22 protein-coding genes, 8 tRNA genes and 1 pseudogene are annotated in these 14,436 nt (G+C 40.6%); 18 read left to right on the top strand and 13 right to left on the bottom strand.

Annotated elements, in window-relative coordinates:
* Window positions 1–6 precede the first annotated feature (6 nt).
* The 15 genes and pseudogenes from E5260_RS04810 to E5260_RS04745 all read left to right on the top strand — a co-directional run bounded on the left by E5260_RS04810 (window position 7) and on the right by E5260_RS04745 (window position 5,673).
* A complete protein-coding gene (locus E5260_RS04810) occupies window positions 7–261 on the top strand; it encodes a hypothetical protein (protein WP_003642782.1) in 255 nt (84 codons plus the stop codon).
* A gap of 79 nt (window positions 262–340) precedes the next feature.
* Entirely contained in the window at window positions 341–709 is a 369-nt protein-coding gene (locus E5260_RS04805; RefSeq protein WP_003642781.1) for a hypothetical protein, read from the top strand.
* A 19-nt stretch (window positions 710–728) separates the two neighbouring features.
* Window positions 729–827, top strand: a pseudogene (locus tag E5260_RS15420) (DUF3862 domain-containing protein); the annotation flags it as partial.
* 33 nt (window positions 828–860) lie between these two features.
* A tRNA-OTHER gene (locus tag E5260_RS04800) sits at window positions 861–944 on the top strand.
* Between the two features lie 177 nt (window positions 945–1,121).
* A tRNA-OTHER gene (locus E5260_RS04795) sits at window positions 1,122–1,214 on the top strand.
* A gap of 98 nt (window positions 1,215–1,312) precedes the next feature.
* Entirely contained in the window at window positions 1,313–2,032 is a 720-nt protein-coding gene (locus tag E5260_RS04790) for a hypothetical protein (protein ID WP_003642780.1), read from the top strand.
* Between the two features lie 29 nt (window positions 2,033–2,061).
* Window positions 2,062–2,147: transfer RNA gene (locus E5260_RS04785), tRNA-OTHER, on the top strand.
* Between the two features lie 106 nt (window positions 2,148–2,253).
* On the top strand, window positions 2,254–2,535 hold the full coding sequence (locus tag E5260_RS04780; RefSeq protein WP_003642779.1) for a hypothetical protein: 282 nt from the start codon (window positions 2,254–2,256) through the stop codon (window positions 2,533–2,535).
* A gap of 25 nt (window positions 2,536–2,560) precedes the next feature.
* Window positions 2,561–2,652, top strand: a tRNA-OTHER gene (locus E5260_RS04775).
* Between the two features lie 47 nt (window positions 2,653–2,699).
* A tRNA-OTHER gene (locus E5260_RS04770) sits at window positions 2,700–2,786 on the top strand.
* A 23-nt stretch (window positions 2,787–2,809) separates the two neighbouring features.
* Window positions 2,810–2,986, top strand: a complete 177-nt coding sequence (locus tag E5260_RS04765) for a hypothetical protein (protein WP_003642778.1) — start codon at window positions 2,810–2,812, stop codon at window positions 2,984–2,986.
* 57 nt (window positions 2,987–3,043) lie between these two features.
* Window positions 3,044–3,114, top strand: a tRNA-Gly gene (locus tag E5260_RS04760).
* A gap of 76 nt (window positions 3,115–3,190) precedes the next feature.
* A complete protein-coding gene (locus E5260_RS04755; protein ID WP_003642777.1) occupies window positions 3,191–3,628 on the top strand; it encodes a DUF6978 family protein in 438 nt (145 codons plus the stop codon).
* 47 nt (window positions 3,629–3,675) lie between these two features.
* Window positions 3,676–4,449 carry a DUF1828 domain-containing protein gene (locus E5260_RS04750; RefSeq protein WP_003642776.1) on the top strand — a complete coding sequence of 258 codons (774 nt, stop codon included), beginning with the start codon at window positions 3,676–3,678 and terminating at the stop codon, window positions 4,447–4,449.
* A 102-nt stretch (window positions 4,450–4,551) separates the two neighbouring features.
* Window positions 4,552–5,673: a tyrosine-type recombinase/integrase gene (locus tag E5260_RS04745; protein WP_003642775.1), complete on the top strand. Its 1,122-nt coding sequence runs from the start codon at window positions 4,552–4,554 to the stop codon at window positions 5,671–5,673.
* Between the two features lie 229 nt (window positions 5,674–5,902).
* Here E5260_RS04745 and E5260_RS04740 read toward each other — a convergent pair.
* Window positions 5,903–5,975: transfer RNA gene (locus tag E5260_RS04740), tRNA-Glu, on the bottom strand.
* 49 nt (window positions 5,976–6,024) lie between these two features.
* Window positions 6,025–6,231 (bottom strand): hypothetical protein, encoded by a 207-nt coding sequence (locus E5260_RS04735; protein WP_003642774.1) that lies wholly within the window; start codon window positions 6,229–6,231, stop codon window positions 6,025–6,027.
* A 134-nt stretch (window positions 6,232–6,365) separates the two neighbouring features.
* On the opposite strand from E5260_RS04735, the gene E5260_RS04730 reads away from it, so the two are divergent.
* The 3 genes from E5260_RS04730 (at window position 6,366) to E5260_RS04720 (ending at window position 7,174) form a co-directional block, all read left to right on the top strand.
* Window positions 6,366–6,438: transfer RNA gene (locus tag E5260_RS04730), tRNA-Gln, on the top strand.
* A gap of 205 nt (window positions 6,439–6,643) precedes the next feature.
* On the top strand, window positions 6,644–6,877 hold the full coding sequence (locus E5260_RS04725; protein WP_003642773.1) for a hypothetical protein: 234 nt from the start codon (window positions 6,644–6,646) through the stop codon (window positions 6,875–6,877).
* Window positions 6,878–6,901: 24 nt separating this feature from the next.
* Window positions 6,902–7,174, top strand: coding sequence for a hypothetical protein (locus E5260_RS04720; RefSeq protein WP_003642772.1), 273 nt, complete (start codon window positions 6,902–6,904; stop codon window positions 7,172–7,174).
* Window positions 7,175–7,222: 48 nt separating this feature from the next.
* Here E5260_RS04720 and E5260_RS04715 read toward each other — a convergent pair whose 3' ends face one another.
* The 11 genes from E5260_RS04715 to E5260_RS15390 all read right to left on the bottom strand — a co-directional run bounded on the left by E5260_RS04715 (window position 7,223) and on the right by E5260_RS15390 (window position 14,359).
* Window positions 7,223–7,708, bottom strand: a complete 486-nt coding sequence (locus E5260_RS04715) for a MarR family winged helix-turn-helix transcriptional regulator (RefSeq protein ID WP_003642771.1) — start codon at window positions 7,706–7,708, stop codon at window positions 7,223–7,225.
* Window positions 7,709–7,762: 54 nt separating this feature from the next.
* Window positions 7,763–9,739, bottom strand: a complete 1,977-nt coding sequence (locus E5260_RS04710) for a coiled-coil domain-containing protein (protein WP_003642770.1) — start codon at window positions 9,737–9,739, stop codon at window positions 7,763–7,765.
* Between the two features lie 99 nt (window positions 9,740–9,838).
* Window positions 9,839–12,559, bottom strand: a complete 2,721-nt coding sequence (locus E5260_RS04705) for a MucBP domain-containing protein (protein ID WP_003642769.1) — start codon at window positions 12,557–12,559, stop codon at window positions 9,839–9,841.
* Between the two features lie 314 nt (window positions 12,560–12,873).
* Window positions 12,874–13,005 (bottom strand): hypothetical protein, encoded by a 132-nt coding sequence (locus E5260_RS15415; protein ID WP_003642767.1) that lies wholly within the window; start codon window positions 13,003–13,005, stop codon window positions 12,874–12,876.
* 78 nt (window positions 13,006–13,083) lie between these two features.
* Window positions 13,084–13,215, bottom strand: coding sequence for a hypothetical protein (locus E5260_RS15410; RefSeq protein WP_003642766.1), 132 nt, complete (start codon window positions 13,213–13,215; stop codon window positions 13,084–13,086).
* 31 nt (window positions 13,216–13,246) lie between these two features.
* Complete coding sequence (locus E5260_RS04700; protein ID WP_011101805.1) at window positions 13,247–13,390, bottom strand: hypothetical protein; 144 nt, start codon at window positions 13,388–13,390, stop codon at window positions 13,247–13,249.
* A 32-nt stretch (window positions 13,391–13,422) separates the two neighbouring features.
* On the bottom strand, window positions 13,423–13,554 hold the full coding sequence (locus E5260_RS15405; RefSeq protein WP_011101806.1) for a hypothetical protein: 132 nt from the start codon (window positions 13,552–13,554) through the stop codon (window positions 13,423–13,425).
* Window positions 13,555–13,586: 32 nt separating this feature from the next.
* Window positions 13,587–13,718, bottom strand: a complete 132-nt coding sequence (locus E5260_RS15400) for a hypothetical protein (protein WP_011101806.1) — start codon at window positions 13,716–13,718, stop codon at window positions 13,587–13,589.
* A 32-nt stretch (window positions 13,719–13,750) separates the two neighbouring features.
* A complete protein-coding gene (locus tag E5260_RS15395; protein ID WP_011101806.1) occupies window positions 13,751–13,882 on the bottom strand; it encodes a hypothetical protein in 132 nt (43 codons plus the stop codon).
* 30 nt (window positions 13,883–13,912) lie between these two features.
* The gene (locus tag E5260_RS04695) at window positions 13,913–14,056 is read right to left on the bottom strand and encodes a hypothetical protein (RefSeq protein ID WP_003639252.1); all 144 of its coding nucleotides are present in this window, start codon (window positions 14,054–14,056) and stop codon (window positions 13,913–13,915) included.
* A 171-nt stretch (window positions 14,057–14,227) separates the two neighbouring features.
* Entirely contained in the window at window positions 14,228–14,359 is a 132-nt protein-coding gene (locus tag E5260_RS15390; RefSeq protein WP_003642764.1) for a hypothetical protein, read from the bottom strand.
* Window positions 14,360–14,436: the final 77 nt, after the last annotated feature.

Genomic DNA, 14,436 nt, shown 5'->3' with positions numbered 1-14,436 from the left:
GAAGATATGTCTATTATTCTCACATGGTTAATAATTATTATCGCTATTATGTACTGGATTTTAAATAAGTTCGTTAAATTCATGACAGTGGGACATCTCAAACTAAAGGATTTAATTCGTGCAGGCCTTTGGTCAATGATTGGAATTTTCATCTGGAAAAAGTTACACCCAAATGAAGATATACCAGACCGTTTTAACTCAGAAATTAATAAGTATAAGGAACTTCTCGCACAGACACAGAAAAATCACGATAAGAATTAATATTGCTAGGGAATACTAAAAAGCTATGTCCAATAAGCTGATCGACATTAAAAGCTGTTAAAAGAGGAGGAATTTCAGCATGAAGACAAAGAATTTAGCGCTTACCAACGGAATCGTGGGATTAGTTGGCGGAATCATCTTATTATTTGGGGGCTGGTTTGTCGCTGGTGGCGCCCTAAGCGATGCGGCAACTGGATCAGCAACAAGCACATCAGGTACAGTGGCTTTATTAAACATTTTGAAAATTGCCATTTTAGCACTAGGCATCATTGCATTAATTTATTATAAAGGCGATTCAAGAGTAAATACTGCACCAGGTGTTTTACTAATTGTCGGCGGCGCAATCGCACTTATTCCATTCTTAGGTTGGATTGGCGGAATTATCGCAATTATTGGTGGTTCTTTATATTTAGCTTCCCTAAAGAACTTTAATCAACCACAACAATAACACAATGCACTATTTTGAAGGATATACCTCAGGTGTCAAAGGCGTATTAGGTGCGAACTTTAACGTTACTTTCACCAATGGAACATTGAGTGGTAAAACTCAATCTGGTATGAAATAGCAATTTATAACTGGCCCTTGATTGGGCTTTCACGCGAGCGTAGTTCAACGGTAGAATGGTTCCTTTAATTCAAATATAGCCTACCTTCCAATGCAGGTTCGACTCCTGCCGCTCGCATAGAGATTCCTAACTCAATCAAACACAGGAGAATCACCAATGTTCAATTCTTTAACTTATTTTTTAAAAAGCATGTCCTCTATTAAGTGGAGCACTGAGCTATTATTTGTGGCAATTATATCAGCATTAGTTGCATATTTTCTCTATAAAAAGCTTCATCACTAAATTATTACAAACGTGGGTGTAGTTCAACGGCAGAACAGCAACTTCTTATGGGATACCCTTCCTTTATTTCTTATTGCCATGCGGGTTCAACTCCTGCCACTCACATTGACCAGTCAGGATGTCATTAAAAGCTAGGAGTTGGGACTACTTATAATTCGGGGAATTATTGTTATTGGGGAATAACATATTTTGGAGGGATTACTTTGGATATATTTTTTACATTTATGTTTCTTGTATCTTTAATTGCGTTAGCTTACTTTTCAATTCGTGGGGGAATTCATCATTTCACAAAAACAGGTGTTAATCGTCCATACAAAAAATACACCTTAATCTCAGTAGGACTAACAATCCTATTCTTAGCATTAACGGTTTGGGCCGCCCCTTCTGGCACAGCAAGATCGAGTGCATCACAGTCAGATACAGCCTCAAGTAGCAAAGCAAAGAAAAGTTCAGCAAAAGATGCATCGAAAAGAAAGGCTAGTATCAGTAAAGCTAACTCTATTAAGGAGAAGGAGTCATCTGAAAGCGCCCTATCAAGTAGCAAAGAAGAATCTGAAAGTATTGCTGCCTCCAAGTCTGAATCCAAAGAGAATTCAGAGAGTATGGCTAGTTCTGAATCCGAATCAAGCAAAAAGCAGTCTGAGGCAGAAAGCTCTTCAATAGCTAAAGCCAGTTCAGAATCATTAGTTGCTAGCTCGTCATCAGCTAAAAAAGCGAGCGAAACAAGTAAAACAGACAATGCTTCCTATACACAAAATGGTGGTTGGACTACTGCTGCTTCTGGTATGGTTTTTGTATCAGACTCCAATAAGTACTACACCAGCGTTAAAAATCCAGGTAATTACCAATATATGACCCAGAGTGCTGCTGATAATTCTGGTGCCAAGCCAGCACCACGGGGCAATCAATACGCAAGACCATAACAGGTCCAAGCCCTCATCGGGGCTTTCACGCGAGCGTAGTTCAACGGTAGAACGGTGCTCCTTTGAATTGCTAACTAGATACTAACAGATGCAGGTTCGACTCCTGCCACTCGCATTGACCAGTCAGGATGTCATGAAAAGCTAAGGGTCGGGATTACTTATAATTTATTTCTCATTACTGAGGAATAAATTATTATTACTACAACTAAGAGGTGGACAAAATGGGATTGTTGAAACGAAAACCAGAATTCATCATTACTGGTCAAACCCCAGACGACTATGTTCCAATTGGAATTGTCACAGGAATTGCTAATGCAGGAACATTAGGTAAAGGCGAGATTAGATCAGCAATAGAAAAAGCCCAAAAAGATTTGTGGTCAGAAGCTATTAAACTTGGCGGTACGGCAATCTCTAACTATCGTATTTCCCGAGCTCCCAGTGGTAACGCATCGCTATCTGCACAAAGTATCATAGTTTACGGCGACGCAATTAAAAAAGTATAACAGCAACCCCATATTGGGCTTTCACGCGAGTGTAGTTCAACGGTAGAACAATTATTTGCACACTTCTCATAGGTCTCACATCCTATATTGATGTAGGTTCGACTCCTGCCGCTCGCATTGTAACAAATAACCCATACTACCGCTTACTTTAGTACCTACATCACGTGGGCGTAATTCAATGGTAGAATAACGATTTCAGCCCTTCTCTCTCGTTTGAAATTGTTATGTAGGTTCAATCCCTGCCACCCACTTTTAAAAGAAAGAAGGTAAGATTATGGATAAAGATATGTCGAAATATGAACTCATAGATAACATTACTAATGACTTAACCTCTTTTATTAATCTGTATGCTTTCGTTTATCTTACAAAAGATAGCTACTCAAGGAAAGAATGTGGCCGCATAATCCAAGGAATGGAAAGAGATATGGTTGATCGTCTTAAGCAAAAATAATTGTAGGTACATTCTAATTAACTGTTGAGCCGACCAAAACCCATTGTTGGCTCTTATGCGAGTGTAGTTTAGTGGTAAAACGACAGCCTTCCAAGCTGTAGTCGCGGGTTCGATTCCCGTCACTCGCTTTGTATTTGTATTCAAAATATAATTGCAAAAACAATCAGTATTTAACGAAACTAATCAGAAGGAATTGTGCTTAAAATGAATATTAACGAACTAACTGACACAGAAGTCAACCAATTAATTCATTCCGTAAAAAAATGTGAACGTCAAATTCCCGGAGAAACGCCATTTATTGGTAGAATTAAAGATGATACACCAGTAATCGACTTTGAAAATCATATCAAGTACACGTTGCACCGATATAGACATCCGTTAGACGTTTCTAGATTCAGTCTTCATATTAGATTTACGGATACAAATGACATGCTTATACGAATTGATATACAGAATGGCAAGCACAAAAATCCAGATGGTGAAATAATTGGTCAAAATCATATGCACATTTACCATGAACAGAAGGGCTTACGAAAAGATGCAACAGCAATCCCCTTGCCTAATGAAATTCATAATATTTCAACCCTTTTTTTAGCCTTAGATGACTTTTTAAATTATACTAATACCAAATTATATAAATAACTACCTCAATAAGAAGCATTGACTCTGCTAAGAAAGGAGCTTTTTAAATGGTAACTATCCAACAATTAAAAAAATCAGCTGATGAATTTTATAAAAAAAGCACTAAATGGTTGCCTATTCAAACCGGGATAACACGAATTGATACTCCTTTCTTAGATAGGCATAATGATGCAATCATTCTGTATGCTGTCAGCCAACAGAACGGCTTAATAAAGCTGACTGATGGAGGCTACATTTTTGATGATTTAGAAGGCGATGGAATTTACCTTTCTAGATCAAAACAACGCATGCATATCTTGACTGAACAATTAAACAGTTATTCCGTTAAGATAGATAAAAGCCAACATGAATTATTCATTACTACAACACTTAATGACTATCCAGTCAAACAGAACCTTCTAATACAAGCAATGTTGTTTACTAACGATATGTTTATGCTATCAAATAAAAAAGTATCATCTATATTTATTAATGAAGTTGCAAAATTTTTTGAAGATCAAAATATTCGTGTTACAGACGGGCCAAATATCATTGGCCGTACTGGTATGATTCATCATTATGATTTCTCAATCCCTGGAATACGGGATATTCCAGAAAAGCTTATACGTACGATGAACAATGCTAAGAACGAATACTATGCAAAATCAATTGCGATGGATAAACGTCAAACACAAGATGTAAGACCTAACACTGATTTTTACACAATTATTAACGACGAAGAAAGTGTTGATGACAATATAATTAATCTATTTGATTCAGAAGGTATTACACCAATACTATTTTCAAAACGTAATAATTACATTGAACAGCTAGCAAAATAATCGTTTATATGTACCCCACAATGGGGTATATATTTTAAAGTGAAAAGAACATACGTTTGCCAATGTCAACTTATTGTTATTTCCAGTTAGGAGGAATAAAACATGTCAGTAACCAAACTTAATAATGGTAAATGGCAAGCCCGTGTCTCTTATAAAGATGATGACGGTAACTATAAGTCAGTTACTCATTTAGAAAAGCGCAAAACTGACGCCGTTGAGTGGGAAACTAAAACTAAAAATGCTCTGCTGGAAGGTGCTGACTTATCACGTAGCACCGAGAGTCTAAAGCACTACTTTCTTGATTGGATCAGAATATATAAAACTGACGGCGTATCGCGTCATACTCACGAGCTATATATGGGCAACTGGCGTCACGTCTCTGCATATTTTAAGGATCAACCTATGAGCGCAATTAAACGGCCAGATTATCAGAAATTCCTGAATGAATTTGGTCGCAGTCATGGAATTGCCACATCTCACAAACTTCATCAACAAGTACACACCGCAATCAAGGACGCTGTAGCCGATGGTATTCTAAAACGTGACTTTGCTTACAAGGCACACGTCACTGGACGCCCTCCTAAGCCCGTAGAGGAAAAGTATTTAACGTTGTCCGATTATAAGAAACTGCGTAAATATCTCATTAAAACGGCTGATTATGACCACATGACTATGCTGATGATGCTGTTTCAATTAGAAACTGGGACCAGGTTCGAGGAAGCTGCTGGTCTGACGTGGGATAATTTGGATTTGAATAATGGAATAGTTCACATTAAACAGCAGTGGGACGCCCGTAGACAGACTTTTCGTCCAACTAAGGGAAATGGACAGGCCGATGGAGATATAACCATAGGGCCCGCCTACTGTCGTTTTATGAGGAGCTATCGTAGCACGCAGAAAGATTATTTAGAATTGCACGAAATGAAGAATCCTAAGAACCTCGTATTTTGGTCTAAACTAGGAAAAATCGTGGGCAATGGGAATGCAAACGAAGAGCTAGGACGTATTTGTAACCGTCTAAATATCAATAAAGTTACAACACACGCCATGAGGCATACACACGCTTCGATTCTTATCTTAAATCATGAGTCCCTTCCCTATGTTCAACATCGCCTTCGACATCAGAAACTAGAAACGACCGTTAACACCTACGTCCATCTTATTGAAGAAGAAAACGGCGTATCAGATAAGAAGGCCACTGAGCTAATGGATGAAGGATTTTAGAAAATGATAATTTTGTGATTGCTGTATTCCTTGTTCCGCAAGGGATTACAAAATCATTTGTTAATTTTTCTTCCAAAAACTGCTATATTTTGGCTACTTTTTTCGTTTTTGGAAGAATCGTGGAAGAACATATCGTGTTTGAGTGGTTTTCGAGTGTAAAACAAAAGCACCAAAACGCCTTTATATCAGCGTTTTGGTGCTTTGCCGTTTCTCTATATTTGTCGACTTATCACCCGCACGGGGATCGAACCCGTAACTCCGCCTTGAGAGGGCGACGTCTTAACCAATTTGACCAGCGGGCACAAATTCATTTATTATCTTACCGAATGATAAGCGGCTTGTCAAATATAATTAAGATTTTTGCCACCTAAAAATCGTCACAACAACTAAACCAACGAATAAGAGCAAACAGTAGGCCACACTACACCAAAAAACGAAAGTCAATAATTGGGGTAACAAAAAGCTGCGCATAACTGCTAATCCGATGGCCGTGACCGCCCATACGATCAATTGTTGTCGCAGATGATCGAATAAATGATCTAATTCTGACTTCGACATACACTCACCTTCCATTTAACTAGTTTAGCCACCAACTGATACGATATTCAAGCAAAAATGCAAAAAATAGACACAAAGTTTCAGCAAAGTCTTGACAGTATTTGCTGGAAAAGTTACTATTAAATAGTTGTTATTGGGTATTCGCCAAATTGGTAAGGCAGCGGACTCTGAATCCGTAATTTACTGGTTCGAGCCCAGTATACCCAATCAGAAGTACGGATAAAGCCACGCAGGTAAGATCAAATTTACCTGCGTGGCTTTTTATGAATTGTCACACCCTTGCCAGTGCAATTTTATCTTTTTTCACTCAAAACGGTTTACGGACTTGATTAGGGGTTTATAATAGATAGTGTAGACTGTCTGTGAAGCCTTGTAAAATTGTCACTATTTTAAATTCAATCCAAAGGAGATAATGTTGTTGGTATACAAAGATGTTTTTGGTATCGATCACAATGATTGTCACATTGTTCAGACGCGGCACGAGTTTAACCGGATCTTCATTATCGAAAATGAAGTTGGCTCTCGCTTTACTTGCATCAAAGATGATGCCCCACTCGAAAAGAAGATGTCTGGGCACTGGAAGTATGCAAAAGCTAGCGACGCCCCTAAGAACTATGCCGTTCCTTATAAGGCCCAGAAAAACTAAACAACCGTTGAAAAGAGGATTACGATGCGGCGCTATCAACCGTTAACCAAATCAAATGGCCGGGTCCCCCACTCGCTCAATCATAACACCAACCCCTACTATGGTCAGCATGGTGCTGATTGGGTCAAAGACACGAATGCTTCGCTATTTAATGCCCAACATGAGCATCTTCAATCAAAGAGCCATGTTGAGCGACGCGTGCGGCACAACGTCCGTCAAGTGCTGTGGGTGGTCGTGGCGATTCTTGCCATGTTACTTGGTGGTTTTATCTTGTTCTCATTAGCGATCAATATTTAACACTAAAAAGAGTCATTCAGCTTATACAAGTTGAATGACTCTTTTTTACTAGCCTTTAATTTCCTTGGTATCCACTAAAACTTTGCTGACCATCCGAAGCTCATCAGTTAATTCAGAGGTTCGAATCCGGCCAAATTCGTCGAGGAACTTGCCAAGGCGTTCTTCGTTAACTTTTTCAATGACCCGTGCTAACTTCTCACCTTTGGCGGTCAACGTTAGATAACGGTACCGACGATCATAAGGATCGATGTTCAACACAATCAAGTCATTGTTGATCAAGTAGGTCAGTTTCCTTGAAATCGCTGAAGAAGAGACGTGGCGGTCAGCGGCTAGCTCTTTCACCGTAATCCGGTGATCAGTGCTATGGTCAAGATAGTAGAGAATCAAGAACTGTTCGAACGACACGTCCGCATCAGTCACCATCGTTTGAATAATCTCGCGAAGATGGCTTTCAAGCCATGACATGCCCACTAAGACTTTTTCGAACAATTCCGCATCGTCGTACTTGGCCTTCTTAGTATTAGTCTTCATCATTATTTAAAACCCCATTCATGCGTCACGTTCAAGGCATCATCAACAACCCCGTGATTACGCACGGACTTCTGCAGCTGGCATAACGGTGATTTCAAGATCACGTGTCATTTGTTTCTCAATCGCAGTCTGAACATCACGATCCGTTACAACTAAGCTCGACAACTTACTCTTTCCGTTGATAATATCTTGGACGTGTTGATTATCCAAATCATCAGCAGAGACGATTGGTAAGAGATGGAAATTATCATTCGTTGCTTGTAAGCATTGGTCGAACAATGGGGCGTTAACTCCCATAACCAACACACTGTTTTGTTGTTGTAAGACTGATGCCAACCACCAGTTCAATAATTGTGCTTCAGAATGGAAGACATTCGTGATGGCTTCTTCCTTATTCACTAATTGAATTGATAATTCGTGGTTACTACCATATTGCTTGACCATTGCTAAAGAGTGGTCTGGACGATAGAAGTTTTCTAGTGTCACTTGTGAGTTATTCGTCCGGTCAAGGTACTGAGTGACTGACAAGAACCCGGCAGCATCGTACACATCCCGACGAGTTGCTAATGACCCATTGAAGTAAGTCATGTACCAAATGGCACCATTCTTACGGTACTTCAACGTCATAATTGGGTTACCGCCATCATCGGCAATTGACACAATCTGCTTATCAGCATTGCGCTTATATTGCCATGCAGGATTATCAGGTAATTCTGGTTTAGTCTTCGCAACGGCACCCGGTACCTTTGCCTGAATCGTGTAGTACATGTTGTACAAGCCAGTTCGTTTATCAACTAAGCCAGCTGATTGGTAACTGTTCCAAATTTCTGGCAAGCTGTCATTATAGTTAACCGTAATAACATTAGCTTTATCCTTAACTTCACTCTTCAATAAGCCCATGATCATTTCCATCGAAGCCTTTTCATCACCAGACAATGATTGAATCAGATCGGTGCTGAACAAGAAGTACTTTGCAGACTGGTCAAATTCGACGGGCGATACTAAGTGAGTCGTCCCGTAATCCGATTTTAACTTGGCATCAATGCTTTCAATCTTTTGTTGGAGCCCCTTAACAATCGTGGCATTTTGATCATAATCATGTTGTAATCGATTGATTTTCTGATTAATCAAGTTGAGTGAACGTTCTTGTTCGTCTTGAGCACTCTTCTTCTTACGATCATAAGCAACTAACGCATCTTGAGCGGTATGTAAGTCTTTTTCCGCACTCGTAATCGCGTGTTCCTTCCGCGAACGTTCACGGGTTTCAGTCTGTTCACGCTTCTGGAGTTTCACGAGTTCACTGTTGATTGCGTCACTCTTTTGATACAGATCCTGTGCTTGCTTCTCCTGTTGCTTCATCAACACGAATAACTTCTTAAGATCCTGTTCGCCCTGAATTGCTTTACGCATATCAGCTTCATTTTGCTTCAAATCAGCTAATGATTGTTCAGACTGCGTAATCTTCTTTTCCAACGATTTGATGGTTTGATCGCTCTTAGCAAGAGCTTTCTTAGCATCATCATAACGTTTTTGAGCAGCATTGATGGTCTTGACCATTCCCTGCCGTTCGCTATCGTTCGTGTTAACGACTTTGTCCTGTTTAGACAGAGTAACCTTAGCGTCCTTTAACTGTTGTTCTAAGTTTAACTGTTCGGCAACTAAAGTTTCATACTGTTGCTTTTCGTGCTTACGATCCTGAACTAATTGGACCTTAAGCTCCCCACGTAAAGTTTGGTATTGCTTGTTTAAGTCAGCCATTTCGCGTTCAATGGCCACACTGTTTTTGGCTGCTGTTTGGGTAGCACGCCGTTGGTTGACCCGGTTTTGGCCCTTAACTGGGGCACTAGTTGAAGCAGTCACGCTGCTACTAGTTGGCCGGACACCAGCAGATGACCGCACATTGGGGGTCGTACTACTTTGAGTCGCCTTTGGTTTTGGCTTTTGAGCAGCAACGGTTGAAGTCGCCGTTGCACGCTCAGAATGATTACGGTAATCCTCATTCTTATCTCTGCGCTTTTTATTGAACATCTTCATAATGCAACTCCTCCATAAACTTGATTGTTTGCTCAAAGAGTAGAAAGGTCATCGCTGACCTTTCTATCCGTTCAGCAAATAATCAAGCTATTCTAATTATTATGCTTCATGCTTCCGACGAGAAACGCCAAAGTATAGCGCTGAACCCATCAATAAGGTTGAAAGACCCAAGACAGCCAAGGCAGTCCCGTTTTCGTCTTCATCCGTTTGTGGTAACGTCTTTGCGTCTGAAGTCGTCGTCTTAGTCGTAACTACTGGCTTCAATGAGGCTGATGCAGGAACAACCCCACTAGTCCCATTGTTAGTAGTAGCCGTCGTCGTTGGCGTTACTTCATCATCAGAAACCGTGGTTGCTGGTGCCGTTGAAGTCGTCGTTGATGAACCGTTGTTTGATGAACCATTACCATTATCAACAGTATCGTCACTTGGCGTCGTAACAGGAGCAGTTGTAGTTGTACCAGTACCGCCACCGTTGACGTTGTCACCAGTGCCAGGTGCAGTCGTAGGTGCGGTTGTCGTCGTGCCACCACCGTTATTACCATTGTCACCGGTACCAGGTGCGGTGGTAGGTGCAGTCGTTGAGCCGCCGTTATCATTCTTAGCATAAGTTAAGGTGATCGTCGCGTCATCAGCCACCGTACCACTCAAAGCACCATCAGCTGACTTGTAAGTGTAACCATCGATTGAAGGTGTTGCGACCGTGTAAGTGTCCCCAACTTTGTAAGTTGTGGTCGTCGCACTCTTGATCGTATTACCATCTGCGTCAACATAGTTAACTGTGATCGTCTTAGTTTGTTCAGTTGGAGTAGTGCCACCGTTCTTCGTGTAAACAAGGGTAACTGTGTTACCGTTGTAGGCAATCGTTCCGGCAATGGCATCACCAGTGGCATGGTCATAAGTGTAACCAGCAATTTCTGGTTGACCAACCGTGTAAGCTTGACCAACGATATATTCAGTTACGCTGGATGCTTTGATGGTGTTACCATCAGCGTCAACATAATTGATCGTCAAGTTAGCTTTATTTTCAACTGGTGTCGTTGAATCCTTGGTGTAAGTTAAGGTAATCGTCTTATTACCATCAACCGTACCAGTCAAAGCGGCATCAGCTGACTTGTAAGTGTAACCATCGATCGTTGGCGTTTCAACCGTATAAGTTGAGCCGTTATCCAAAGTTTGGGTCGTAGCGGCCTTGATCGTGTTACCATCAGCATCAACGTAGTTTACCGTAACCGTTGATTGTTCAACTGGGGCTGCATCCTTCGTATAAGTGAAGGTAACCGTGTTACCACCAGAAACAAAAGTCCCAGTTTGGGTTGCATCACCCGTTAAGGTATAACCGTCAATCGAAGCGGCATTTACACTGTAAGCACCGCCAACTTCAGCTGCAGTACCATCAGCACCTTCTGTATAAGTCTTAGAAGGTAAGATCGTATTGCCATCAGCATCAACGTAGTTAACAGTCAAGTTTGAAGCTTCGGTATTTTGTGAGTAGACTAACGTCAATTCAGTACCAGCAGCCGTCACATTACCATCAGAATCAGTAGTGTCAGCGGCAACTGTTCCAGTCAAAGCACTGGACTTAGTCGTATCTAACGTGTAATTACTGAAAGTAGCAGGTGTAACGGTGTAAGTATTGTCAACATCGCCTTGAACAGTCGTGTCATCCGCAATCTTATTGCCGTTTTCATCAACGTAATGGACAACGACCGTACCAGCGGCAACAGAAGTATCCATTACTTGGGTTGCATAGCTCCAAGCCTCAATCTGCTGATTGGCATCAGTGTTGTTAGTATTAGTTGATAACTTATTAACTGAGGTAGTCCCTGTAAATTCCAAATATGCAGCCCGGCTACCCGTCGTCGCGTCGTCGTTAGCTTTGAAAGTATAGAGAACAGTGACATAACTATCAGCATCAGTTAGCTTCGTGATGTCCACAGTGGCAGTTGAAGCACCAGCTGCGTAACTGTATTCCTTACCGGATTCAGTTGCGTATTCAACGGCAGTCCAAGTGCCATTACTGTTGGAACCATTTGGCGCAATTGAAACTTGACCAGAAGCATTAGCCCAATCAAGCGCTTGGCTCTTGGTTAACCGGATGGCAACTGCGTACGTATGCCCGGCAGTAACTTTGATGTTCGTGCCATCAACATTTTCCTGAATGTATTGTGCTTGGTCTTGTAAGTTGCCCGAACCACCCGACTGAGTAGCACTCGTCAATGTTCCAGCGTCAACTGAGCCAGCAGCAGTTTGATTAGCAGCTTCAGAAGCTGGTGCCGTTACTGTTGGGGCTGTAGTCGCAGCCGTGGTCGTAGCAGTTGTGGTTGCCGTTGCTGCAGCAGAAGCTGGTGTTGCAACTGATGCCTTAGCAGCCGTTGCTGCAACAGTTGCCGTTGAAGTCGATGTCGCATCACTGCTTGCTGGTGTAGTCGCACTGACAGTTGCAGCTGAAGAACTAGCCGCACTCGTTGTTGACGTAGCAGCTGAAGAAGCAGTCGAGCTGGCAGCACTACTTGAAGTAGTAGCAGTTGAGCTAGCCGTACTTGACGTTGAAGTTGCAGTTGAAGATGCAGAACTGGCATCCGTAGCAGCTGATGAAGTCGCCGTTGAACTAGTTGCAGCAGAGCTGGCAGCACTAGAAACTTGTTCCGTGGTTGCGTCTGAGCTAGCAGCAGTATCAGCAGAAGCATTAACGTTGGCAAATACTAAACCTGCAGCCAAAGCTAACGTGGTTGCGCCGGCATAAACCCAACGCTTGCCATCTTTATACATCTTTACCCGATAAACCGAATCACCGGTCATTTTTTGATTATCTTTTGACATATGGAATCCTCCCCGAGCACCCACGATTTTCTGCATTTATGTAAAATGATGGGCGACAAATCGCTTGCCAGCCCATCATCTTAGTCGTGCTTATCGTGTCGTGCTTAATAACACCATAACGATTTTGTTGGCATTTCAGTTATATTTAACGAATTAGCCCTTGAATGCGGCAATTACGTTTAAGATAAAACTGTGTAATCCACCAAAGATGTCGTTGGAAACACTTGATGTATATGATGATGTGTGTGTACCTGGTAAAATATGAAAATCATTGAAAAAACTCATGAGATTAATCCCCTTTAATTGTTAATTAATTAGCCTTTGAATGCAGCAATTACGTTCAATACGAATTGGTAGAAAGTACCAAGTGGTTGGTTGCTAACGTAGCTGGTGTGTGATGAAGTATGCGTACCTGGTAAAAAGTGTAAATCTGAAAAGAAACTCATAATGTATATCCTCCCTCATTATCTAAATAATATCAAGACATTAATTAATATATTAATTAATTAGTTTATCGAAATAGATTATCCCTTGATCGCTTTAATAACGTTCAAGATGAAGCTGTGCAAGCCACCAAAGATATCATTTGAAACACTTGATGTGTATGATGACGTATGCGTACCTGGTAATACGTGAAAATCGTTAAAGAAACTCATAATATAAATCCTCCTAAAAGATTAGTTTTGATTACTTGCTGAATAAGCTCTTGATTGCAGGAATCAAGTTTAAGATAAAGCTATGGAAACCACCGAAAATGTCGTTTGAAACACTTGATGTGTATGATGACGTATGTGTACCTGGTAATACATGGAAATCGTTAAAGAAACTCATAATGTAAATCCTCCTATGATTGTTTGACTAAATTACTTTTTGAATGCAGCAATCAAGTTCAAGACGAAGCTATGGAAACCACCGAAGATGTCGTTTGAAACACTTGATGTGTATGATGACGTATGCGTACCTGGTAATACGTGGAAATCGTTAAAGAAACTCATAATGTAAATCCTCCTATAATTGTTTGACTAAATTACTTTTTGAATGCAGCGATCAAGTTCAAGACGAAGCTGTGGAAGCCACCAAAGATATCGTTTGAAACACTTGATGTGTATGATGACGTATGTGTACCTGGTAATACGTGGAAATCGTTAAAGAAACTCATAATGTAAATCCTCCTATGATTGTTTGACTAAATTACTTTTTGAATGCAGCAATCAAGTTCAAGACGAAGCTGTGGAAACCACCGAAGATATCGTTTGAAACACTTGATGTGTATGATGACGTATGCGTACCTGGTAATACGTGGAAATCGTTAAAGAAACTCATGTTGAAATCCTCCTATAAAATTAACTATGATTATTTGCTGAACAAACTCTTGATTGCAGGAATCAAGTTTAAGATGAAGCTGTGGAAGCCACCGAAGATGTCATTTGAAACACTTGATGTGTATGATGACGTGTGGGTTCCCGGTAAGAAGTGCAAATCAGTAAAGAAACTCATGAATAACTCCTCCTTTTAAGTTAGTTAATGGTTAAATCCCCAAGCCTAGCCACTTGTATGGCAAGACTTGAGAGTTTGGAAAACAAATTAAATTCCGACAAACTTGATTAAACAGTTAGAAAATTCAACTAATTAATCATTGAATTCCCTAACACCCGTCTCTAGCAACGCTTAACCTTTGATTGCGGCAATCACGTTCAACACAAACTGATAGAAAGTACCAAGTGGTTGGTTGCTGACATAACTAGTATGTGATGATGTGTGGGTCCCTGGTAAGAGATGTAAATCACTGAAGAAACTCATGTTAATATCCTCCTTAGAAAATTTACAAATTGTTCACAAATTAGCAGCTCAATAATCATTAATTTAATTTAGTCTGT

Origin of the sequence: Lactiplantibacillus plantarum, from assembly GCF_014131735.1 — a bacterium.
Lineage (GTDB): Bacteria > Bacillota > Bacilli > Lactobacillales > Lactobacillaceae > Lactiplantibacillus > Lactiplantibacillus plantarum.
The sequence above is the reverse complement of the archived record's forward strand: the minus strand, read 5'-3'. Positions and strand labels throughout refer to the sequence as shown.